This window comes from Paenibacillus sp. FSL R7-0163, from assembly GCF_037969975.1.
GTDB classification, from domain to species: domain Bacteria; phylum Bacillota; class Bacilli; order Paenibacillales; family Paenibacillaceae; genus Paenibacillus_AQ; species Paenibacillus_AQ odorifer.
In genome coordinates, this window is sequence record NZ_CP150224.1 from 4,164,779 (window position 1) to 4,188,555 (window position 23,777).

A 23,777-nucleotide genomic window follows, 5' to 3' on the forward strand; every position below is an offset into this window, starting at 1 on the left:
TAAAATAAAAGCTCAATTTAAAGCCGCAATAAAAACGAAACTTGTTCTTCCCTTCCTTTCAGCTAAGTTCTTGCATCATTTAAGCCATACGTTTGCATTCAGCGAATACTCTTTTCGCAAAATCCAGACCGCATTTATACATATTAAGATCAAAATTCCCGAATCATTCATACTTTTTTGGTGAAAAGCAACAATATTACATTGAAATTTCTTGTGTTCCTTCCAAAAGTAGCAATTTCCCCCTTTTGAATGACTTTATCTATTTACAATTTAGAACTCTTAGATTAATATTACTGTGTAAAGCAAACGGTTCCATAAGGAGGTTTCAATGACAGTTACCATTAAGGATGTGGCCAAGAAAGCGGGAGTATCTCCCTCCACGGTATCCCGGGTATTGTCCAACCATCCCAGAATCAGCCTGGAAACTTCCCGCAAAGTTAAAGCTATTATGGAGGATATGGGCTATACCCCTAACATGATGGCTAAGAGCTTGGTGTCGAAAACTACTAACAGCATCTGCTTCAGTCTTCCTAAACCTGCTGAAGAGCTGTTCTCTAATCTATTTTTTATGGAATTAATTCGCGGGATCGTTACACAAGCCAGCCGTTCCGGTTACGATGTGTTAATAAGCTCCGGAGCGAACGAGAAAGAAGAACTGGAAGCCGTTTCACGACTTCTGAAGGGTCGCCGTGTTGACGGCGTTATTCTGCTTTACTCTCGTACGGATGATGCCGTTATTGATTTTCTAGAGAGCAACGATTATCCATTCGTGCTTGTTGGCCGAAGTGATAAATATGAGAATATTTTATCAGTCGATAATGATAATGTGATGGCAGCGTACGATGCTACGAACCACCTCATTTCCATGGGGCATAAACGTATTGGCTTCGTAAGTGGACCACCTAATCTAATCGTTTCTCGTGACCGTCTCGCCGGATATCGTAAAGCATTGCAGAATAGCGGTTTAGAAATGCGGGATGAATGGATTGTAGAAGGTGAATTTCTACAGGATAGCGGCTATAGAGCGATGTCCTTTTTCATGAATTTGCCGAATCGCCCCACTGCGCTGGTAGCGGTGGATGACATGGTATCGTTCGGAATTTTGCGCGGGTTGAATGAACTGAAATACAAGGTTCCAGACGATCTCGCCATTGTAAGCTTTAACAATATTCCATTATCTGAATTATCTAGTCCTCCGATCAGCAGTATTGATATAGGAATTTATCATCTTGGCTACACCGCATCACAAGTACTTATCCAAAATATCAAGAGTCCGGATAACGGTTCAGGTCATACCAACCGATTTGTTATTCCCCATCGTCTGATCGTGAGAGAGTCATCCATGCACTCTCTGGCAAAGCATAAAACCGAATGAATAAGTGAAGCGTTTAACCGCTTCATTTATTTTTTGAAAATCTGTACAAACGTTTGCGCTAAATCATACAATACTTATTGATCCAGTTCTTTATGGGTGATTTCTAGGATCTTAGGTTAGGATAAACTTACACATCTTAATCAAAGTTTAAACGGTTTAATAAGATTCTAATACGGCATCCGCTGGATCACGACGCTGTCAAAACTTTTAGGAGGTACTACAATGTCGGAAATTAAAGCCTGCTTGTTCGACTTGGACGGAGTAATCGTCGATACAGCAAAATACCATTATATTGCTTGGAAAGAGCTTGCAGATGGACTGGGGTTTCTATTCACAGAACAAGATAACGAACGCCTTAAGGGAGTCAGCAGAACGGCTTCACTAAATATTTTGCTGGAAATCGGCGGACTAACGATTGACGAAGAAGAGAAAGCTAAGCTTGCGGAACAGAAAAATAATCGTTATGTCGAATATATTGCGAAAATGGACAGTTCTGAGATTCTGCCAGGTGCGCTTGATTTCCTAAAAGAGTGCCGTGCGAATGGCATCAAAGTTGCTCTCGGTTCTGCCAGCAAAAACGCTATGACGATCTTGAATAATACCGGATTAACCCCTTACTTTGATGCAATCATCGACGGCACACACACTAGTGCTGCTAAACCAGATCCGGAAGTGTTCCTATTAGGAGCCAAAGCACTGGATGCCGCACCTGAACATTGTGTAGTCTTCGAAGATGCAGAAGCGGGAATTGAGGCCGCTACCCGGGCCGGTATGTTCAGTGTTGGCATTGGTTCGCCGGAAACCCTGAGTGCAGCGAATATTGTTGTCCCATCGCTTGCTCATATGAGTGTGTCCCTGCTCAAAGAATCTTTTGCATAAGTTTATTGAACATAATTAACTCAAATAGTACTGATTTGAGTTGTTGTGGACATTCCAACCAAAGATTAAATGAACTAATAATTAATCGTTAGCCTTCTGGTGATGAAGTGACGGAGAGGAATTTTGGAACTATAGAAGCATAACGTTCGCCTTTATAATCAGATTTCATCCGCAAAATGTGATCGAAAGTCCAAAGATTCCGCGCAGTCACTTATATATCACCGGAAGTTTAACAAGGGATTTGTTCATTTTATATATCCCCCTAACATATTTAAAGGAGCGGTTATCGTGAAACAATATTTAACAATTGATGAATGGTCCATTATTGAGGAATCCTTTGATCCACAGACGCAAGAAATTTCTGAAAGCGTATTTAGTCTTGGTAACGGATTTATGGGTGGCCGGGCCAATTTCGAAGAGCAATATAGCGGTAACAGCCTGCAAGGCAGCTACATGGCTGGCGTCTACTACCCTGACAAAACACGTGTTGGCTGGTGGAAAAACGGCTATCCTGAATATTTTGCCAAAGTACTTAACAGCACGAACTGGATCGGTATTAACATTGATATCGAGGGTACCCCCCTTGATCTGGCAAAGTGCACCGTTTCCGAATTCCGCCGTGTACTTAATATGAAAGAAGGTACGCTCTCCCGTAGCTTCACTGCAACACTCGAAGATGGTAAGGAAGTTAAAGTAGAAAGTATCCGGTTCGTAAGCATGACTCGTCAAGAAATCGGCGCGATTCGCTATTCCATCATTCCTGTCAATTTCTCAGGCAAGATTACGATTACTCCTTATCTTGATGGTGATGTGAAGAACAAGGATTCCAACTATGACGAGAAATTCTGGAATGAAGTTGAGAAACAAGCGGGACCTGATCATGGACATCTCACCCTAAAGACTAAGAAACTCGACTTCCATGTCACCTCTGCTATGGCTCTTGATATCCTTGTCAATGGTGAAAAGGTAACTGCCGAAGCAGAAGTCATCGAACAAGAGAAATATGTAGCCAGCAAACTGGACGTAACCGCACAAGCGGGCAATCAAATCGTCATTTATAAATATGTAGCCAATGTTACTTCTCGGAATCACGGTCTGGGACAATTGGTCGACGCCGCCCAAACTGCTCTGCAAGCTGCTAAGGAAGCTGGGTTCGTAACCCTTTTGACTGAACAAATTGAAGCTTGGAGAGAAAAATGGAAAGAAAGCGACATCATTATTGAAGGTGACGTTTCGGCTCAGCAAGCGATTCGCTTTAATATTTTCCAACTCAATCAAACCTATAATGGTGAAGATGACCGCCTGAACATTGGGCCTAAAGGCTTTACCGGTGAAAAATACGGCGGCAGCACCTACTGGGATACAGAGGCGTATTGCGTTCCCTTCTATCTCAGTACGGCGGACTCCTCCATTGCCCGCAATTTGTTGATCTACCGTTACAAGCACTTAGAGAAAGCTAAAGAAAATGCCCGTAAGCTTGGATTCAAAAAAGGTGCGCTGTACCCAATGGTTACCATGAACGGTGAAGAATGCCACAACGAGTGGGAAATTACATTTGAAGAAATTCACCGGAACGGTGCCATTGCCTACGCCATTTACAACTATGTGAACTACACCGGAGACAAAGCTTATCTGGGACAATATGGCCTTGAGGTTCTCGTGGAAATCTCCCGCTTCTGGGAAGAACGTGTTCACTACGCATCACGTAAAGACAAATACGTAATGCTCGGCGTAACGGGCCCGAATGAATACGAGAATAACGTTAATAATAACTGGTATACAAACCGTATGGCTTCGTGGACTATGGAATACACCATGGAAGCACTGGCATACTTGCAAGAAAATGAGCCTGCTCGTTATGCAGAGCTAGTTGACAAACTAGGGCTGCAAGAGAGCGAAACTACAAAATGGAAAGACATCATTGCTAAGATGTATTATCCTGCGGATGAAGAGCTGGGTATCTTCTTACAACAAGATGGCTTCCTGGACAAAGAGATCATTCAAGTCAAAGATCTGGAACGTGAGCATCTGCCACTTAACCAAAAATGGTCATGGGACCGTATCCTGCGTTCTTGCTTCATTAAACAAGCAGACGTTCTGCAGGGATTATATTTCCTGGGTGACCGTTACGATCTGGATACAAAAAAACGCAACTTCGACTTTTATGAACCGATCACTGTTCATGAGTCCTCCCTTTCCCCTTGTATCCACTCCATTCTAGCCAGTGAGCTGGGATATAAGGATAAGGCCTATGAAATGTACTTGCGTACTTCAAGACTGGATCTTGATAACTATAACAATGATACAGAAGACGGGTTGCACAGCACTAGCATGGCTGGTACTTGGATGTCGATCGTACATGGTTTCGGCGGACTCCGCGTACATGACGGCAGACTGACACTGAGCCCATCTAACCCAGGTCACTGGACTGCTTACTCTTTTAAAATTATGTTCCGCGGCTCCCGTCTGAAAGTAAGCGTTACGGATGCACAAGTTACTGTTACGAATGAAACTGATATCCCTGCTTCTATTACTATCTACGACAAAGAATATACCGTAAACGGACTAAGCAGCATCACTGCTGATAGCAATTCCGTCACAGTATAAAACTTACACCCAAGAGACCCTTGAAGCTTAAAGCTTTTGGGGTCTCTTTATTTTTTAGGAAGCTAACTTATAAAAGGAGTGATTATGAATGAACAGAACCTTTTGGAAAGAAGCCGTTGTCTACCAAATCTATCCCCGCAGCTTTCAAGATAGCAATGGTGACGGGATTGGAGATCTGCAAGGAATCATTTCACGTCTGGATTATTTGCAAAAGCTAGGTGTCGACGTAGTTTGGCTGTCACCTGTCTATAAATCGCCAAATGACGATAACGGTTATGACATCAGCGATTATCAAGATATTATGGATGAGTTCGGCACATTGCAGGATTGGGAAGAATTACTGACTGGATTGCACGCCCGTGGCATAAAACTGATGATGGACCTTGTAATCAATCATTCCTCAGATGAGCATCCTTGGTTCGTAGAATCCCGTTCTTCAAAAGATAATCCATATCGTGATTACTACATTTGGCGTCCGGGTGGACCAGATGGTGAGCGCCCCAACAATTGGAGTTCTGTATTCAGCGGCCCGGCTTGGGAACTGGATGAAACTACTGGTGAATACTATCTGCATCTGTTTTCACGCAAGCAACCGGATCTCAACTGGGAGAATCCGCAGCTGCGTGAGGAGTTATACAAGATGATCACCTTCTGGCTCGACAAGGGTGTGGATGGTCTACGAATGGATGTAATCAATATGATTTCCAAAGTGGAAGGTCTCCCTTCCTCCCATAGAGACGGCCTCGCTCCCGGGGAACTTGCCTGGGGTGGCGAATATTATATGAATGGACCACGTGTTCATGAGTTTTTACATGAAATGAATGACAAAGTGTTATCCAACTATAACATTATGACTGTCGGCGAAACTCCTGGCGCTACAGTTGAAGATGCTATTCTTTACACGGACGAGGAACGCAAAGAGCTGCAAATGGTGTTCCAGTTCGAGCATATGGATGTGGACTCGGGTCCTGACGGCAAATGGGACGTAGCCCCGTGGACGTTGTCGAAGCTGCGCGATATTCTTCATAAATGGCAAGTGGGTCTGGCGGATAAGGGTTGGAATAGTCTTTATCTTAACAATCATGACCAGCCACGTATGGTCTCAAGATTCGGGGATGATGGTAAGTATCGCGTGATCTCTGCCAAAATGCTCGCTACCTTACTGCACACGCTGAAAGGGACGCCCTATATTTATCAAGGCGAAGAAATCGGGATGACCAATGTAAAGTTCACAGCCATTGAACATTATAAAGACATAGAAATCCTCAATATGTATCGCGAAAAGGTTACCGAAGGCGGCGCTGATCCTAACAGCGTTCTAAACGCTATTCATATCAAAGGCCGTGATAATGCGCGCACTCCGATGCAATGGGATGATTCTGCGAATGCCGGCTTTACTGAAGGGGAGCCGTGGCTCAAAGTTAATCCGAACTACAAGGAAATTAACGTGGAGCAGGCGCTGGCTGATTCGGATTCTATCTTTTATTATTACCAAAGGCTGCTTGCTTTGCGCAAAAAAAATCCGATCATGGCTTATGGCGAATACAAGCTACTTTTGCCAGAGCATGAGGACATATATGCCTATACGCGTACTCTGGATGACGAGAAGTGGCTGGTGCTGCTCAATTTCAATGAGGTTCCACAGACTGTTGATCTTTCCGCAGAGCTAAGTAAGGCTACGGAACTTATAATTGGAAATTACCCTGATGATGCACCCACACGGGAATTATTACGACCTTATGAAGCAAGAGTGTATCGATTGAAAGACTAACTTTGTCTATCTTCCTGAGTTATACTATTTAGGATGATTTTTTATGAGATTATCCTTCTGCCTGCTACCTGTCATTAGAGAGCACGGAATAACAGGATTTTGCAAATGCAGCCTGATAGTATGAACTTAAAGGGAGATGACGGACTTGGAATGGCTTATCCGCATGAAAGAAGCTTTAGATTATATGGAGAGCAAGATGGAGGAATCTGTGACGATTGAAGAAATCGCCAAGGTTGCTTACTCCTCCCCCTTTCATTTCCAGCGCATGTTCAATATGCTTACCGGAGTATCTATTAAAGACTATATCCGTAAGCGCAGATTAACTCTGGCTGCACAGGAGCTTGCTATTTCTAAAGTTAAAGTGCTGGATGTTGCACTGAAATACGGATATGACTCGCCCGAGTCGTTTGCCAAAGCATTCCGCAAGGCACATGGAATTACTCCTTCTGCTGCGCGGGAGTCAGGGGTACAGCTCAAGGCTTTCCCTAGACTCTCCTTCCATCTATCACTGAAGGGAGATAAAGTAATGGACTACAGAATTGAGAAAAGAGACGCCTTTAATGTTATCGGACTAGTAGAGGAAATGACAACGAAAGATGGGGAGAATCTGCGCCGCATCCCTCAGTTGTGGATAGAAGCTAATGAAAATGGTACGTCGGATAAGCTGATTGAGCTCGGTGGAGATAAGGATTTATTAGGCATCTGCTCTGACATGAACCATGATAAAGAAACCTTCTCCTATTGGATCGCTGTCGAAGCTACTCCAGAGACTGATGCACAGGGCTTTGCTTCTACAACAATCCCAGCTGCAAGTTGGGCTGTGTTCACCTCAGTAGGGCCGATGCCTGATGCTATCCAGCAGGTATGGGCACGCATTTTCCAAGAGTGGTTCCCTTCCACAGGCTACGAGCATACAGGCGGGCCTGAGTTTGAGCTATATCTTCCGGGGAGACCAGACGCAGAGGACTATCGCTGTGAGATATGGATCCCTGTTACGAAAAAAGAATAGAACTAGAAAGACTATCGAAACCTCGATAGTCTTTTTTCTTGTGATTGCCTACTATTTCATTTTGAGAATTGGCATAGTCTTGGTATAATAAATAGATTATATAGTTCTATAATGATTATTGATTATTGTCATCCGAATTATCGGTGAAGGAGAATTTCATGTCTACTGTAAAAATATTTTCAGACAGCACTTCCGATTTACCTCAAAACTGGAAGGATACTTATGACATCGGCATCGTTCCTCTTTATGTAGTATTTGAAGAAGGTACCTACAAAGATGGTGAAGATATTACACCCGAGGAAGTGTATCGCCGTGTAGCCGCTAGTGGAGTATTGCCGAAAACGGCAGCACCTTCGCCAGCAGATTTCATTGCTGCATTTCAACCCGTGATTAGTAGCGGACAAGATATTGTATATATCAGTCTCTCCTCCTCACTATCCTCTACATATCAGAATGCACTTTTGGCTGCCGGGGAATTTCCTGAGGGACGCGTACAGGTCATAGATTCGCAAACCTTGTGCGGAGGCATTGCCCTCCTTGTTATGAAGGCTGTCAGAGCTGCTAAAAAAGGCCACACTGCGGTGGAGATTGCAGCCATGCTGGAGCACAGCCGCAACCTTGTGGAAACTGAATTCGTTGTGGATACGCTAGATTACTTATATATGGGTGGACGCTGTTCAGGCATGCAGAACTTCATCGGTAGTCTACTCAAAATCCGTCCTGTTCTTAGACTGGTAGATGGAAGCATCATACCTACTAGCAAAATCCGTGGCAAAAAGGAAAAAGCTGTGGAACAAATGCTCCAGAACGCTTTGGTTCACATCGATCGAATGGATAAAGAGTTGCTCATCGTTGTCCATACCTTGGCGGAAGAAGATGCACTCTATCTGGAGTCAGCACTACGAGAGAAAACTCAAGTTAATGAAATAGCAATTCTCCATGCTGGTTGTGTAATTGGCAGCCATTGTGGGCCGCATACTGTAGGTCTCATGTATATGCTTCAGGACTAATAACACACAAATCTCCGGCCATTGCTTCTTAAGCAAATGGACCGGAGATTTGTGTGTAACCCCCCTAGTTTGAAGTTACTTCCAGCTCTATATCTTCTGCTCTGCAAGGCAGCATAAAACGAAACGTAGAACCTTGATTCTCTTCACTTTCTACAAAGATCGTCCCACCCATCAGCTCAACGAGCTGCTTGCAAATCGCCAGTCCCAAACCTGTGCCTCCATATTTACGGTTTATGGACGGATGCAGCTGTGAGAAAGATTGAAACAACAGATTGAGTTTGTTACCGGCAATTCCTACACCTGTATCCCGCACTGAAAATTCCAACAAAAATTCTTGTTCATCAGATAGTGGAATGTTCTTCACCGATAGGGTCACGCTCCCACGTTCAGTGAATTTCAGCGCATTGCCAACCAGATTCACAACAATCTGTCGCAACCGGATCGGATCAGCAATGATTATGGTTGGAACGCTAGTATCCATCCACCACCGTAATGCCAGCTTCTTCTCTTCCGCTTTCGGTGCAAATAAATCTATGACGTCTGAGATCATCTCGCGGAGATCAAACTTCTCGGATTGCAGTGACATTTTACCTGCTTCCATCTTGCTGAAATCAAGAATGTCATTCAAGATCTGTAATAACGTATAACTACTGCTGCGTAAAATCTCGGCATAACCTCGCTGCTCTTCTCCAAGCTCAGTATCCAACAAAAGATCAGCCATTCCGATCATCCCGTTCATCGGCGTCCGAATTTCATGGCTCATCATCATTAAGAAATCAGATTTGGCTTGCGCTGCCTGCTCTGCTGATTCTTTGGCACGAATGATTTCTCGCTCATTCGTAATATCACTGAAGGCAATAACCGCACCTGCGATCAGCCCTTCATCAATAAGAGGTGCCACCCGGTAATTAACAAAAAAACTGGTGCCATCCTTACGCCAGAAGATCTCATCATCTTTTTTACGGATGATTCCATCCTCTATCGTAAGACTAATCTGGCAATCAGGCGTCGAATAGCGCGAACCGTCACCTTGGATATGATGGATATAATCCATAAGCTTCAGACCCATCAATTCTGTAGGTTGATAGCCTAGCATATCTGCTGCCTCACGGTTAATAAAAAGAGTTCGCCCCGTTGTATCGAGCACAAAGATTCCCGCAGAGACAGAATTCAGAATGAGACTCGATTGTTGATCCTTCACAGCTACTATTGAGGTATCTTTGGAGCTTACCTCCGCTTCTCCCTTGGCAGGTATTTCAGTGTCCAAGGTGTCTGCCAATTCATCCAACCAGTCTTGTAACAATTCCGCATGTAAAAGAGCGCTTCCGTTAGCTACTTTGGTAATCGCGAATACCCCGGCGATCCCTTCTTCCGTTCTGATCGGTAAAAGTTTAACGCCTACGCAATTCGAGCCTTTTTTGGGATTCTCTAAATCTTGTAGCTCAAAGCTTGAGGAGTTCCCCTGCAGAGCAGCCTCAAAACTAGCAATATTGCCAAGTTTTTTTCTCTTTGCTGATATCGGACTTGTATTTTGAAACTGCGCTTCTGCGCCGGAGCCTAGATGGAACGTTAGGTTGGTTCCTACGCAGCGACCTTGTCTATCCAGAACGAATATCAAATCAGGATGATGGTCATATAACGATTTATAAGCGCTCTCTTCCGAAAGCAACCGTCTCAGAATGGACGTCCAGTCTTTATCCACAGTTCACATCCCCTCAGGCTCTCTCATCCATTATCATTACCCCTAAACGGGCAATGTTCATCTAAAATTTAAAATATATTTCATATCTATTATATCAAAATTACGGAAATCAGTCGTAGATAAACGTCAAATCCCCCCTTTATAACCCCAATCACGATGCTTTTTCATCGTTACAAAAGGGTTATAAAAGGGGGGAATTCCGAATCTATTAGGCGATATCTTTATGTTCAATGTTGCGAATGGCCATATAGGCAATGGCTGCTCCTAGCAAACCAAGTGAGATCGACACCGCCGCTAAATTACCTAAACGCGCTTGATCAAATCCCCCAGAAATTAGGGAGGTAACTAACACAGCTGAGACGATGGTGGCTGGGACTGATTTTTTCTTCATCCCAAAGTACAATGGAATTAGAGCGATACCCGCGGCATAAAATGCGTTTGCGCCTAACTTAATCAGCTCTGATGTGATTACATGAAGGGTCAGTTCACCCGGAATTAGCCCTGCAAAGGAATTGAATCCTATTAGGATAGCGCCGACTACAATGTCTGCCACGATAATGGCAACAAATGTGAAGGCGAACACTATCAATATTTTCGCAGTCATTAGCTTTTTACGTGAGATAGGATACATGAAGAGAAGAGTAATGGTGTTGTTCTTATACTCATCAATCACCAGCTTGCTAATAATAACCGAAGCGAAAATAATATAAGCAGCCTTTACAAAAACGAACACACCCTCAAACAACTCTGCATAAGAAGCAAACGACGGTTCGCTCTCATTTTGATCAACGAATAAAACCATAATCATAAAAGCAAGAATCGCAAGATTAACGATTGCAGCACCTGTAAGAAGCGTTTTTAGCTTATTCTTCCGAATCTCCAAAGATATTAATTTAAGCAATGCTTTCACCCCCAATCAATTGCAGAAAATGATCTTCCAGCGTATGTTGTTTTTTGCTGATACTCTCAATTTCCACATCTGCTAGCACTAACGCCTTATTCAGATCACGCTGTGAGATTCCATCGTCATATATTCTTACTGTAATATGGTCCAGCACTTTGAAATTATTAAGCCCAAGCTTATGCTCCAACACATACACTGCTTTATTAATCTCGTTCGTAACCACTTCGATATATTCAGTATTTTGGCCACGAATGGAATCCATCGCCACTTCTTCTACCAGAGCACCCTGCCGGATCACACCGATCGTATCAGCAATCTGCTCTATTTCCCCCAGAATATGACTAGATACAAGTAACGTCATTCCATATTCACGGCTAAGCATCCGGAACACTTCACGCATCTCCTTGATTCCCACAGGATCTAACCCGTTAATCGGCTCATCCAAAATGAGCAGCTCAGGTTTCGTCATGAAGGCTCTGGCAATACCCAGTCGTTGCTTCATCCCAAGTGAAAATTGCTTCACCGGCTTTTTATCGACACCTGTGAGCTTTACGAGCTCCAGCGCTTCACCAATCGCTTGCGGATCATAATAGCCCATGTACTCTCCGTGCAAAATCAGATTTTCCTTGGCTGTCAATTTATCATAAAACACGGGATATTCAATGATGCAGCCCATCCGCTTCAGCATTTCGTAAGAATGTTCAGTCATTTTTTCATTAAAAAATTCAATTTCTCCACTCGTAGGTTTAACGAGGTTCGTGACCATTTTCATCACGGTAGTTTTGCCAGCACCATTAGGTCCAAGAAACCCGTAAATTTCACCTTGCTTAATATTCATATTCACATTGCTTACGACTTCTTTACCTTGATAGGTTTTCGTTAAATTTCTTGTCCGAAGTATTGTAGTCAATTCCGCGCTCCCCTTTGTTTTCGTCTCGTCTTCCTTAGTTCTTATTGTACACAGCAGAATTTTCTTTTTTATTACTCGTTTCTTACGAAAATCTTAAGCTGCGCACAATTCTATTCCTTAGAAGCGTAATCTGCGAAAAGTAAGGGTAAACACCGTTCTCACATACGGCTGACTAACCAGTGTAATCGTTCCATTCATTTGCTCCGTTAATCTTTTGGTGATCGTCAGACCTAGACCGCTGCCTTGATAAGCCCGGTTTCTTGAATCCTCCAGCGTATACAGACGCTCAAATACTTTATCTTGGTGTACTTCACTAATGCCCTTTCCCCGGTCCCACACCTCTATGTATACTTTGTTCTCATCACTATAGAGCTTTAATCCTAATACGCCCCCCGCGTCGCCATAAGAAATTGCGTTCGACAACAGATTGGACAATATTCGATCAAGAGCCTCTTCATTTCCCATGAAGTAAACAGCCCCATCCGGAATCTCAATCTCCACCTCACTGCCCTTAGCACTGAGGATATCATAGAAAGAAAGGATGTTGCGTCTGCATACTTCACCTGCCTCAACTCGTGAAAGAGCAACTTCCCGATCTCCTGATTCCAGCTTGGACAAATCAAAAAACTTGTTCATCAGCTGGATCACTTCATTGGCTTTTTGATGAATCATCTTCATCATCCGTTCCCGTTCCTCAGCCGGCAAATGCTCATCCTGCTGAATGGTCTCAATATAACCAAGCACAACCGTTAGCGGAGTCTTAAGATCATGAGAAATATTAGACAGCATATTACGCATGGATTTCTCCAGCCTCACACGCTCAATGCTTCCTTTATGATTGATATCCAGCAGCCGGTTCAGGTCAATCAGCACGTTTTGCAGCTCCAAATTACCGCTGAACAGCAGCAATCTTTCATGTGAGCCTTCTTCCATAATGCTGCTTAACTTGTCATGCATATATCGCAAATCATTAGAAGCTTTACGCGAATTCTGATATTGCCAGACAATGACGGCCAGTAAGAGCACAATGACAACACCTAGCCCCGCAATCATTATAGCTGTTCTCCCAGCTTATACCCGATGCCCCATAACGTCTTAATGTATTCGGGATGGGAGGGGTCGTCTTCTATTTTTTCACGCAATCTTCTCATATGTACATTAATGACGTTCTCATCCCCGAAATAATCATCCTCCCATACGCTCGCATAAATCTGCGCTTTGGTAAATACTCGGCCCGGATGCGTCACAAACAGCTTAAGAATATGAAATTCCTTCGACGTTAGCTTTACTTCTTCCCCATTCTTCAACGCAGAGAAGTTATCTAAATCTACAGTCAATCGGCCAATGGAGATCATTTGCTTCACCGGAGCTTGATCTTCCACTTGGATACTGGGAGATGCATAACCTGCACGACGGATCGCTGCCTTCACCCTAGCCGCTAGCTCAATCATAGAAAAGGGCTTCGTAATATAATCATCTGCCCCAAAGCCTAACCCAAGCGCTTTATCTACATCACTGTCTTTGGCGGACATGATCAACACTGGAACCAGACTCCCCGCACGGATAGTCTGAAGAATGTCAGTCCCGCTACGCTTCGGCAGCATAAGGTCTAACAGTACAAGATCAAATGGACCCCCGGTCCGAAATGTTCTCTCCGCTACTTCACCGTCAAATACAGCTTCAATCTCATAACCTTCTTTTACCAAATAAGACCTGACCATTTCACTGATTGCTTCGTCGTCCTCAATCAGCAGCACACGCTGTGGCATGTCCAAACCTCCCCGTAGTCGAAAACCTCTTCGTTAAATTATACCAATTTCCCGGAGCGCTTACTATTTCAGTTTTTATTTCAGTTTCATTAAAGGTAGCCCAGGTATTATGGCCTTAACAACTTACAAAAAGAGGTGATGCTTCAATGTTGAACAAGAGAAGTAAACAAGCCTGGAGCTTCAAACGAAAACTGCTGATCGTCATGATCATTGTCCTCCTGCTTCTCGGCACAGTGATATATAGTCTGGCAGATCGTTACTTAATCGAACATGTCGAAGTCGTGGTTGCGGATGATGCAGCTACAACTAGCAGCTCAGGAGCTACAGCCGTTACAGCTGCCGAAGTTAATGCAACCTCTGATGACTGGAATTACTCCAGCGATGATATTCAGATCCAGGTCGATCAAGTGCAGACCGGTTCCGGATCAGACCAAATCACTTATTTTGTCGCTGATGTCGTCCTCAAGGAAGCGAGCAGCCTGCGCACTGCCTTTGCCGACAACAGCTTTGGAACAAACATCACTGAGGATACCTCGGACATTGCTTCCGCGAACAATGCGATATTTGCCATCAACGGGGATTACTATGGCTTCCGCAATGACGGAGTGATTATCCGTAACGGCACGGTGTATCGTGATGATCCTGTGCGGGATGCAATGGCGCTGTTCGATGATGGGACAATGCAAACCTATAACGAGGAAGAGATTTCTTCCTCTGAACTGCTGGCGCAAGGGGCCACCGATACCCTTTCCTTTGGTCCGATTCTGATTCAGGACGGGGAGATTGCCAGTAGTTTCAGCAATGTCAAAATCGATACCAACTTCGGCAACCATTCCATCCAGAATGCGAATCCCCGCACCGCAGTTGGTATGATCGCACCAAACCATTATGTGTTTGTCGTAGTTGACGGGCGCAATGAAGGGTACAGCCGTGGGATGACCCTTACTGAGCTAGCCGATGTAATGTCCGACCTTGGCGCCACAGAAGCCTACAATCTGGACGGCGGTGGTTCATCCACTATGTACTTCATGGGACGGGTCGTAAATAATCCGCAGGGCAAAAACAAGGAGCGGGGCGTCAGCGACATTCTTTATATCAAGGAGGGTGCAACATCATGACTATACTGATCCCAGCCTATGAGCCAGATGAACGACTGCTCGATTTGATTTTACAGCTGCATAATTTCCAGCTTGAACCTATTGTTCTTGTGGATGACGGCAGCGGCCCGCACTACCGTGGAATCTTCGATATGGCCGAAGCATTCGGCTGCACTGTCCTAACCCATGAAGTCAACCTCGGAAAAGGACATGCTCTGAAGACAGGGTTCCAGTATATTCAGGAGGTTGGGATGCCGGACTATGTAGTCTGCGCGGATAGCGACGGCCAACATCTGCCTTATGATATTAGCCGAATTGTTGAATCTCTGCGGAACCAGACTACCCCGGGAATCGTACTCGGCAGCCGCCGTTTCACCGGAAGCATTCCACTGCGCAGCCGCTTCGGCAACTCGGTAACCCGGACGGTCTTTTCCTTAACTACAGGCACTAAGATTTATGATACACAGACTGGCTTGCGCGGCTACCCCATATCAATGCTTGATTGGCTATGCCATATTCCCGGTGAACGGTTTGAATATGAAATGAACATGCTGCTGACCGCCCATAAAGAGGGGTACACCATTACGGAAGAGTACATCGATACCGTCTATCTGGACGATAATAAATCATCCCATTTCCGGCCTCTGATGGACTCCTTCCGGATTTACCTGCCGATACTAATGTTCAGCACTTCTTCGCTGCTGTCTGCCCTGCTCGACTTCACACTCTTATTCCTGTTCCAGAGTCTCAGCCATAACCTATTCCTGTCCGTCGCGGCCGCGAGATTGTGCAGTTCTGTCTTCAACTATTCTATGAATCGAAAATATGTCTTCACGGGCAGCAAACGCTCCAAGATTCAGGCGTCGCTTCCCAAATATTTTGCGCTAGTGATCCTCGTGTTGTTGTTCAACTATGGGCTACTCTATTTCTATAATGAAAAGCTGATTATTCCGCTTGTCGCCGCCAAGCTACTGACCGAGGCTTCAATCTTCTTATTCAGCTATTGGGCGCAACGGAGGTTTGTGTATTGAGGGTTTGTGTACTGAGGGTTTATGAACTCTGGGGAAGGTTACGTTCTCTCGACCGCCTATGCTTGTTTGGTAAGCTATCGGGAATTTGTGAAGCACTAATTGGACGTTTGTGGGGTATTTTTCGAACACTTATGGAATACTTTTCGAACACATATGGAGCTTCTATCGGGCATCTATGGAACTGTTTCTCGAACACATATGGAGCATCTATTGGGCACCTATTGGGCGCCTATCGGACACAGATGACACTAATCGCAGTATTATTCCACTTTTGGTATGCTAACGGACCCCATAGCCGCTATTGGTAAGAAAGACACCACATATGAGCCTCTTTCTGTGGGATAGCGTCTGTGGTGGACCTCTGTCAAGAAAGTGGACAGTCACGCAATAGACATTCTAGTCAATTGCTCAGCAAAACGAACTGGAGAAAGATACCCCAGCGCGCCATGCATTCGCTTGCGGTTATAATAAAACTCAATATATTGAAAAAGTGTCTGGTAGGCTTGCTCCTTAGTTTTGAATCGTGGATTACAATAAATGAGCTCCTTTTTCAAAATGCTGTGCCACGACTCGATACAGGCGTTATCATAACAGTTACCTCTGCGGCTCATGCTGGACTCCATGCCATACGCTTTCAACTGCTTCGTATATTCATGAGAAGTATATTGAGAACCTCTATCGGAGTGATGTAATAGACCCTTTTCCGGTTGTTTAGCTTCGTAAGCATCTTGTAAGGCGCCCGAAATTAAGCTAGTTTCCATATGGTCCTCCAAGCGCCACCCCACGATTTCACGCGTGCAAAGGTCCATCACACTAGCCAGGTACAAGCGCCCTCCCCGGCAAGGAATGTACGTAATGTCGGTAACCCATACTGAATTGGGTTTGAGTATTTTAAATTGCTGGTTCAGCGTATTCGGGGCAATCGGATGGTCATGATTGGAGTCGGTGGTCTGTACGCGATACGTTTTGGAGACAATGGAGCGAAGCTTCATATGTCGCATGTACACACTCACCGTGCGTTCGGTAACGGTATAACCTTCTTGATGTAGCAGGCGGGTGATCTTCGGACTCCCATACCGCTTTTGATGGTCTGCAAAATGATACTGAATTCGCTTCATTATCGCAGCCTTACGAAGCATATGCGTACTGTTTTTTTCTGTCCGCCACTTGTAGTACCCGCTCCGTGACACATGTAGGGTCATGCACATCTTCTCCAAGAGAAACTCGGAGCGATGTTTTTCAATAAACTGGAATCTCAGTTCCTTGGTTTGCTGAAGATGTGCACTGCTTTTTTTACGATCGCTAATTCCTCTTCCACATCAGCAATCTTGTTATCTTTTTCTTGAAGTTGACGGCTCATTTCTTTCAACTGTGCCTCGAGTTCCCGTACTCGATCCACGCTAGCTGCCGGTTCATTCTTTAGTTCTCGATACTGACTCATCCATTGATGCAGGGTACTTTTTGGGATGTTGAGCTCTTCCGCCAAGTCGCCCACTGTCTTTGTTTGCTCTTGAATGAACTGCACTGTCTGTTTTTTAAATTCTTCGTTATACCGTTGTCGATGTTCTCCCATGTGAACACACCTCCGTGGACTCATTATCGCCAGTCTGTTAACTACTGTCCACTTTTTATTCTAGCTTCATGGGGTCCGAAACCCTGTTCAAAAGGCTGGAAATTTGCAAATAACGTCATCTGAGTCCGAATTCACCGAGAAGGGTACCGTTGATAGAATCGCATACAAAAAAAGCTAGTGCGTCCTTCCAATAATGTATGCAAAATCACATTATCTTTGCTCAGAAATTCAGAACGTCATACACTCATCTACTCTCCCATATATATAAATGGAACAGTCCCGGACGTTGTCGCGGAACCTTTGCAGCCTTGTCAGAATAGGTTGCAGCATAAGCCCAAGCTGGAGGGAGAGAAAGATTCATGCCAAGCGAAGAAATTAATGCGCTAGAGCGGGCAATTGCCGAGATTACGGAAATAGCCACTGGCTTCGGTTTAGATTTTTATCCCATGCGTTATGAAATATGCCCCGCAGATATCATTTATACATTCGGCGCTTATGGAATGCCTACACGATTTGGACACTGGAGTTTTGGAAAAACCTTTCATAAAATGAAATCCCAATACGATTTCGGACTGAGCAAAATATACGAGCTCGTTATTAACTCCAACCCTTGTTATGCCTTCCTGCTGGATGGAAATTCACTGATTCAGAATAAGCTGATTGTTGCCCACGTGCTAGCGCACTGTGATTTTTTCAAAAATAATATGCGTTTCTCCATGTCCAACCGAGATATGGTCGAGAGTATGTCAGCTACAGCAGATCGGATTGCCGGTTATTCTGTAACCTACGGAACTGATGCTGTGGAGAGCTTCATCGATTCAGTGCTGGCTATCCAGGAGCATATAGACCCCAGTCTGATCCAACCACGCAAGCTGGGCAAAACTCACCTGCTGGAAGCTAAGATGAAGGAGCTCAAAGATGCCCCTCCAGGTGGCTCGAAATCATCCAATCCTTATGACGAATTATGGAATCTAGATAAAAGCACTACCGGTCCGCAGGAAGCACCCTCTGGAAATCGTGCTTTCCCCCAGAGCCAGAAAAAGATATGGTCTGGTTCATTCAGCAATATTCCACTGTTTTGGAGGATTGGCAACGTGACATTATGACGATGCTCCATGATGAAATGCTCTACTTCTGGTGCAGATGGAAACAAAGATCATGAACGAAGGCTGGGCTTCCTACTGGCATCAGCGCATCGTTCGCGAACTAGATCTGACCGAAGAGGAAACAGTGGAATACGCAAAACTGAATTCATCCGTCGTGCAGCCCTCACGGCAAAGCCTGAATCCTTACTATCTGGGGCTGAAAATCTTTGAAGACATCGAACGCTGCTGGGACCGCGAGAAAATCTTTGAAGTACGTGAGCTGGAATCCGATACCTCTTTTATCCGCAGCTATCTATCTAAGGAATTGGTGAACGACCTCGATCTTTATGTTTTTGAGAAAAAAGGCGAATGGAAAATCACCGATAAAGCATGGGAAAATGTACGCGATCAACTGGTGCTCGCCCGGGTCAATGGGGGGTCTCCTTACTTGGTCATTGAGGATGCAGACTTCGAGAAGAATGGTGAATTATTTATAACTCATCGCTATGAAAGCATCGAGCTGGATCTGAAGTACCTGGAGCGCACACTCCCTCACATCTACTCTTTATGGGGGCGGACGGTTCATCTACAGACGGTTGTGGAAGACAAAAAGGCGCGTTTTTCATACGATGGCAAAAAGGTGCAGCGGAAGTTTATTTAGAATTAAAAAGCGGCAGACCTAAACGGGTATTAACACCCTGGTCTGCCGCTTTTTGCTATGACTAAAATGTGGATTCAGATTCTTTTAATGACTTCGAGAAATATTTTGGAGCCTCAACAAACCCTTGCCGAGCATAAAATCTATGCGCTTCAGTTCTTCTGGAATGACAATGAACCTGAATGTTATCACAGTTTCTTTTTCTAGCTAATTCAGCGCAATACTCCTCAAGCTTACGTCCAATTCCTTTGCTCCTAATGGCATTACTCACCACAAGATAACTTATAATTGCAGTCTCTCCTACCAGACCTAATTGGGGTATGTAATGCATGGAAATACAAGCTACCACTTTATCATCTTCCTCAAAAACCAATAATTCCTCATCCGGATGTAGGATTAGCTTTTCTATTTTTTCTTGCATGAACATTTCTGTATTCGGATATCCCAACTGTTCTAATAATTCCTCTATGTCTTTCCAGTCATCAGCTCTCGCTTCTCTAATCATCTGCTTCACTCTCCGTTATTTTCGAGTTACCCTACTAATTGACTCTATTAAACTACGGAAGATCATACTCGTCAAACATATTAATTTCGATGTATAACTCCTCCAAGGTATCTACGTTTCCCATATGGGAATTCCTAAAAAAGAAGCCAGCGGTAACACGCTGCGGACCTTCATCGACACCCTCATATCGACTTAATAACTGCACATGGCAAATGCCCAGGTGAACGTAACGTAAGGAAGTTTAAAAATGTAGGCGCGTAGCGTTTGCCTTTGTCAGCGACATAAAGTCCAAACATTTCAGAAATTACAATTATCACCGAGCGGTATTTGCCCTTATCGACTATTCAGTCAACTTTTTCACAGGAACGTAAATCTCCATCACTGTATCTGGTACCGCGAATGGCAGCGTTCATCGTAAAACTCAAAATCCAGTTTAGTCTCGTCATAAACGTAACCACTATCCTTAACCATTCTTCGAAGATGTACTTCCAGCTGCTTTTTATGACTTGGGCAAACTGTATTTGCTCTGTATCCGTTGAAGTATCCACTGGAGGTGTTGTAAACACGGCATATTCGGCTTCTGGCACATCCATCGTCAACATATCAGCTTCTACCTTGGAGTAGTCCTCAACAATAACACCCAGAAGATAGGTGGCATTGCCGTTATCTGAAGACGGAATACATAAACCAACTTCTCCGTGTTTAGGCGGGTTTAGTATTTTATACATTTTGGACTCCAGGTTTTCACCCTCATAATGGCTCCAAAAAGAAGCAATATCCTTAGTGTACATACTACCCGCAACATTAGTTTGGATACCATAACCAGCCACCTTAAAAGCAGGCTTACGAACAAAAACAGGATTCATAATATAACCTCCGATATCAAATATTGAATTTCCTTTACTAAACCCATCCATCCGCGCCGCATATTGTGTCGGACTATAACCAAAGGTTTTGCGAAAAGCTTTGTAAAGCCACTTTGTGTTTCAAAACCATAGTCCAGCGCAATATCAATGATCTTTTTTCCAGCAAATAATTCAATTGAGGCTAAGGATAATTTTCGGCTCCTCACATATTCCATCACAGACATTTCCTTGCACAAGCTGAACACTCGGCAAAAATGATACACCGAATATCCGACCTCAGTCGCTATTTCTTCCACCGTTATATTTTCTTTGATATGAGCTTCTATATATTCAACACATTTTTCTATATCTTTACTGTAATTCAAGTGCAGCACCAGCCTTCCCCCGTACGGTGATTTCATTATATCAACTGCGCATGAGATGGACTGTTCCTGTTTTGCTGAGCTGCATTATTGCCTGTATAAAAAAACAGAGCAGCGAGCCCCTCCATTTACAGAAGGATCACAACTCTGCGTATTCTTGAAACGCCATCATTTTGGGTAAGCCTCGAAGTAGACAACGCTGGATTCACGTAACCTACTTACACTTCAGTTGCTCCCTACGACTGACTAAAGGACCCAGATGACGTTATTTTCCAAAATATCGCCTTTTGAGCGGAGTTTCGGACTCCAGTGCAGCTATTACTCAAAAAACGGCTCATATTTAGGTTTTTCCTGCTAATAGCGACCATAGGGTCCAATAGCCTGCTAAAGATGCTCAAAATCTACGTTTAGGGTCTCCTGTGTCCTTTAGCAACTTCCTACGCACAACAGCCAAATTAGTCAGATGGGTGGCGGCGTTTAGATCAACATTAGGAGGGTAAAAGGAGGCAGATAAAACATGGAAGGACAAAAAAAGAGTGCTCCACAGCCATTTTCATGGCTTTTGGAACACCCCGCATAAATGAACTCTTTTTAACGGTTTAGCAGACTTCCCACGTATTTCAGCAGCTCGTTGGCGCAGATTGGGCAGTAGTGATGTCCATCAATAAGTCTGGCGCATACCTCATTGATTCGTTTGAGCTGACTTTCATCAGGTGTTTTGGACGAGGTGGTGATTTTGACGATATCTTTGAGGTCTGTGAACAGCTTTTTCTCAATCGCTTCCCGCAGGCGGTCGTGGTTGTTGTACTCGAATTTCTTCCCTTTGCGTGAATACGCGGAAATCCGGATCAGGATCTCTTCACGGAACGCTTTTTTTGCATTCTCAGAGATACCAATTTGCTCTTCAATCGAACGCATTAACCGCTCATCCGGCTCCATTTCCTCATCCGTCAGCGGATCACGAATTTTCGACCAATTGCAGAAGGCTTCGATATTATCTAGATAATTCTCAAAAAGTGTCTTCGCAGATTCCTCAAAGGAGTAGACAAATGCCTTTTGTACTTCGCTTTTCGCTAAAATATCATATTCCTTGCGGGCAATGGAGATGAAGTTCAGATAACGCTCCCGCTCCTCTTTTGTAATCGATGGATGCTGATCCAGGTATCCTTTATCGCCCGCAGGACATCCAGTGCGTTCATGCACTGCAGATCTCCTTTGATCAGAGCGCTGGAAATGCGGTTGATAACATAACGTGGATCAATTCCGGACATGCCCTCATCTAAATACTCCGTTTGCATCTCCTTAAGATCGGTATCTTTTATAGCCCTCGACCTCTTCACCATCGTACATCCGCAGCTTTTTGATCAGATCCATACCTTGTTTTTTGCTTTCTTTAAGACGGGTTAGGATGGAAAAAATAGCGGCGGCACGCAGCGCATGTGGCGCAATATGCACATGACTCATATCACTCTGGGCGATCAGCTTCGCGTAGATTTTTTCCTCTTCCGAAACTCTGAGGTTATACGGAACAGGCATAACAATCATACGGGACTGGAGCGCTTCATTCTTTTTATTAGAAATAAACGACTTATACTCGGTTTCATTTGTATGAGCAATTATCATTTCGTCCGCACTTATCAACGCGAAGCGGCCAGCCTTGAAATTGCCTTCTTGCGTCAGTGACAGCAGGTTCCATAAAAACTTTTCGTCGCATTTGAGCATTTCCTGAAATTCCATCAGCCCACGTTAGCCTTGTTCAACTCCCCATCAAAACGGTAAGCGCGTGGATCAGATTCCGAACCAAATTCAGTAATGGTCGAAAAATCAATACTTCCTGTCAAATCAGCGATATCCTGAGACTTCGGATCAGAGGGACTAAAGGTACCAATCCCTACCCGCTCTTCTTCTGACAAAATAACACGCGTCACCTTAACCTGCTCAATGTCACCAGCATAATCATTTCTTAGACGCATCTGGCAGGATGGGCACAAGTTGCCCTCAATACGTACACCAAGTTCCTTCTCAATCTCCGGACGGAGCTCCAGCGGGATCAAATGCAGCGGGTCCTCATGCATCGGGCAGCCTTCTATTGCGTATACCGCACCCGCATCTGTCCGCGAGTACTGTTCCAAACCACGTTTAAGCAGCGTGACCAGGGTCGATTTCCCCCACTGACAGGTCCCATCAATAACAAAATCCGTTTGCGAACATCAAGCCGACGTGCTGCAGAGTGAAAATATTCCTCGACCAACTTTTCGACTGCACGATCAAGTCCAAAAATCTCCTGTTCAAAAAACTTATACCGTTTGCGTCCGTTTATGTCCTCTACGCCGTGCGACTTAATCATGTCATAAACGCGGGAGTGAGCGGTTTTTGCGGGAGAGGGGTCTTTTCTCAACAGTTCTATATACTGCTTGAAGGTGCCGCTCCACGCCAACCGGTCGTTCTCAGCCCGATACGAAGCTATACGCTCAAAAATGTCCATTGCTCGCTGCCTCCTCTTGCGCTCCTACTTGCTCTTCTACTTGCTCTCCTATAGCGTTAAAAAGTGTATTACATACCTATGCGGCAAGCGCGGAATAGTTGACCTCTTTTTTACTGTGCTATAATAGAGAATCAGAAAATGGCTGTAAAACCTTATTGAGAAACCCGAAAATAAAGGCT

18 protein-coding genes and 2 pseudogenes are annotated in these 23,777 nt (G+C 44.3%); 9 read left to right on the plus strand and 11 right to left on the minus strand.

Annotated features, from left to right (window positions below; genetic code table 11):
* Positions 1-328 precede the first annotated feature (328 nt).
* From NST45_RS18575 to NST45_RS18600, 6 genes are all read left to right on the plus strand, one after another.
* Positions 329-1,375 (plus strand): LacI family DNA-binding transcriptional regulator, encoded by a 1,047-nt coding sequence (locus NST45_RS18575; RefSeq protein ID WP_036684387.1) that lies wholly within the window; start codon positions 329-331, stop codon positions 1,373-1,375.
* Positions 1,376-1,597: 222 nt separating this feature from the next.
* Entirely contained in the window at positions 1,598-2,254 is a 657-nt protein-coding gene (gene pgmB / locus NST45_RS18580; protein ID WP_036684390.1) for a beta-phosphoglucomutase, read from the plus strand.
* 288 nt (positions 2,255-2,542) lie between these two features.
* On the plus strand, positions 2,543-4,861 hold the full coding sequence (locus tag NST45_RS18585; RefSeq protein ID WP_339823471.1) for a glycoside hydrolase family 65 protein: 2,319 nt from the start codon (positions 2,543-2,545) through the stop codon (positions 4,859-4,861).
* Between the two features lie 88 nt (positions 4,862-4,949).
* Positions 4,950-6,632, plus strand: coding sequence for an alpha-glucosidase (locus NST45_RS18590; protein WP_036684397.1), 1,683 nt, complete (start codon positions 4,950-4,952; stop codon positions 6,630-6,632).
* 145 nt (positions 6,633-6,777) lie between these two features.
* Complete coding sequence (locus NST45_RS18595; RefSeq protein ID WP_326046825.1) at positions 6,778-7,641, plus strand: AraC family transcriptional regulator; 864 nt, start codon at positions 6,778-6,780, stop codon at positions 7,639-7,641.
* Between the two features lie 158 nt (positions 7,642-7,799).
* Positions 7,800-8,651 (plus strand): DegV family protein, encoded by an 852-nt coding sequence (locus NST45_RS18600; protein ID WP_036684402.1) that lies wholly within the window; start codon positions 7,800-7,802, stop codon positions 8,649-8,651.
* Positions 8,652-8,715: 64 nt separating this feature from the next.
* Here the strand turns inward: NST45_RS18600 and NST45_RS18605 are convergent, their stop codons facing one another.
* The 5 genes from NST45_RS18605 to NST45_RS18625 all read right to left on the minus strand — a co-directional run bounded on the left by NST45_RS18605 (position 8,716) and on the right by NST45_RS18625 (position 13,936).
* Complete coding sequence (locus tag NST45_RS18605) at positions 8,716-10,353, minus strand: ATP-binding protein (RefSeq protein ID WP_051491336.1); 1,638 nt, start codon at positions 10,351-10,353, stop codon at positions 8,716-8,718.
* A gap of 208 nt (positions 10,354-10,561) precedes the next feature.
* Positions 10,562-11,254, minus strand: a complete 693-nt coding sequence (locus NST45_RS18610; RefSeq protein WP_076101638.1) for an ABC transporter permease — start codon at positions 11,252-11,254, stop codon at positions 10,562-10,564.
* On the minus strand, positions 11,247-12,167 hold the full coding sequence (locus NST45_RS18615; RefSeq protein WP_036684408.1) for an ABC transporter ATP-binding protein: 921 nt from the start codon (positions 12,165-12,167) through the stop codon (positions 11,247-11,249). The genes NST45_RS18610 and NST45_RS18615 overlap by 8 nt, the downstream gene beginning before the upstream one ends.
* A 117-nt stretch (positions 12,168-12,284) precedes the next feature.
* Positions 12,285-13,220 carry a sensor histidine kinase gene (locus NST45_RS18620; protein ID WP_038569569.1) on the minus strand — a complete coding sequence of 312 codons (936 nt, stop codon included), beginning with the start codon at positions 13,218-13,220 and terminating at the stop codon, positions 12,285-12,287.
* Complete coding sequence (locus tag NST45_RS18625; RefSeq protein WP_036684414.1) at positions 13,220-13,936, minus strand: response regulator transcription factor; 717 nt, start codon at positions 13,934-13,936, stop codon at positions 13,220-13,222. Before NST45_RS18625 ends, NST45_RS18620 begins: the two co-directional genes overlap by 1 nt.
* Positions 13,937-14,082: 146 nt before the next feature.
* Between NST45_RS18625 and NST45_RS18630 the strand changes: the two genes are divergently transcribed.
* Both NST45_RS18630 and NST45_RS18635 read left to right on the plus strand, forming a co-directional pair.
* Entirely contained in the window at positions 14,083-15,054 is a 972-nt protein-coding gene (locus tag NST45_RS18630) for a phosphodiester glycosidase family protein (protein ID WP_036684417.1), read from the plus strand.
* Positions 15,051-16,064, plus strand: coding sequence for a bifunctional glycosyltransferase family 2/GtrA family protein (locus NST45_RS18635; protein ID WP_036684419.1), 1,014 nt, complete (start codon positions 15,051-15,053; stop codon positions 16,062-16,064). Before NST45_RS18630 ends, NST45_RS18635 begins: the two co-directional genes overlap by 4 nt.
* A 380-nt stretch (positions 16,065-16,444) precedes the next feature.
* Here NST45_RS18635 and NST45_RS18640 read toward each other — a convergent pair whose 3' ends face one another.
* Positions 16,445-17,371, minus strand: coding sequence for an IS3 family transposase (locus tag NST45_RS18640; protein ID WP_339826202.1), 927 nt, complete (start codon positions 17,369-17,371; stop codon positions 16,445-16,447).
* Positions 17,320-17,637: a transposase gene (locus NST45_RS18645; RefSeq protein WP_036683594.1), complete on the minus strand. Its 318-nt coding sequence runs from the start codon at positions 17,635-17,637 to the stop codon at positions 17,320-17,322. The genes NST45_RS18640 and NST45_RS18645 overlap by 52 nt, the downstream gene beginning before the upstream one ends.
* 359 nt (positions 17,638-17,996) lie before the next feature.
* On the opposite strand from NST45_RS18645, the pseudogene NST45_RS18650 reads away from it, so the two are divergent.
* A pseudogene (locus tag NST45_RS18650) lies at positions 17,997-19,383 on the plus strand (SpoVR family protein).
* A 61-nt stretch (positions 19,384-19,444) separates the two neighbouring features.
* Here the strand turns inward: NST45_RS18650 and NST45_RS18655 are convergent.
* The 4 genes and pseudogenes from NST45_RS18655 to NST45_RS18670 form a co-directional block, all read right to left on the minus strand.
* Complete coding sequence (locus NST45_RS18655) at positions 19,445-19,885, minus strand: GNAT family N-acetyltransferase (protein ID WP_038569566.1); 441 nt, start codon at positions 19,883-19,885, stop codon at positions 19,445-19,447.
* Positions 19,886-20,229: 344 nt separating this feature from the next.
* Positions 20,230-20,751: an effector binding domain-containing protein gene (locus NST45_RS18660; protein ID WP_339823481.1), complete on the minus strand. Its 522-nt coding sequence runs from the start codon at positions 20,749-20,751 to the stop codon at positions 20,230-20,232.
* On the minus strand, positions 20,748-21,125 hold the full coding sequence (locus NST45_RS18665; RefSeq protein ID WP_339823484.1) for an AraC family transcriptional regulator: 378 nt from the start codon (positions 21,123-21,125) through the stop codon (positions 20,748-20,750). The genes NST45_RS18660 and NST45_RS18665 overlap by 4 nt, the downstream gene beginning before the upstream one ends.
* A 579-nt stretch (positions 21,126-21,704) precedes the next feature.
* A pseudogene (locus NST45_RS18670) lies at positions 21,705-23,598 on the minus strand (PrkA family serine protein kinase).
* Positions 23,599-23,777 lie beyond the last annotated feature (179 nt).

Coding starts and splice junctions, on each gene's coding strand:
- NST45_RS18630 (WP_036684417.1), top strand. CDS start 14,083: ATGTTGAACAAGAGAAGTAAACAAGCCTGGAGCTTCAAACGAAAACTG.
- NST45_RS18590 (WP_036684397.1), top strand. CDS start 4,950: ATGAACAGAACCTTTTGGAAAGAAGCCGTTGTCTACCAAATCTATCCC.
- NST45_RS18660 (WP_339823481.1), bottom strand. CDS start 20,751: ATGAATCCTGTTTTTGTTCGTAAGCCTGCTTTTAAGGTGGCTGGTTAT.
- NST45_RS18600 (WP_036684402.1), top strand. CDS start 7,800: ATGTCTACTGTAAAAATATTTTCAGACAGCACTTCCGATTTACCTCAA.
- NST45_RS18620 (WP_038569569.1), bottom strand. CDS start 13,220: ATGATTGCGGGGCTAGGTGTTGTCATTGTGCTCTTACTGGCCGTCATT.
- NST45_RS18625 (WP_036684414.1), bottom strand. CDS start 13,936: ATGCCACAGCGTGTGCTGCTGATTGAGGACGACGAAGCAATCAGTGAA.
- pgmB (WP_036684390.1), top strand. CDS start 1,598: ATGTCGGAAATTAAAGCCTGCTTGTTCGACTTGGACGGAGTAATCGTC.
- NST45_RS18655 (WP_038569566.1), bottom strand. CDS start 19,885: ATGATTAGAGAAGCGAGAGCTGATGACTGGAAAGACATAGAGGAATTA.
- NST45_RS18635 (WP_036684419.1), top strand. CDS start 15,051: ATGACTATACTGATCCCAGCCTATGAGCCAGATGAACGACTGCTCGAT.
- NST45_RS18645 (WP_036683594.1), bottom strand. CDS start 17,637: ATGGGAGAACATCGACAACGGTATAACGAAGAATTTAAAAAACAGACA.
- NST45_RS18575 (WP_036684387.1), top strand. CDS start 329: ATGACAGTTACCATTAAGGATGTGGCCAAGAAAGCGGGAGTATCTCCC.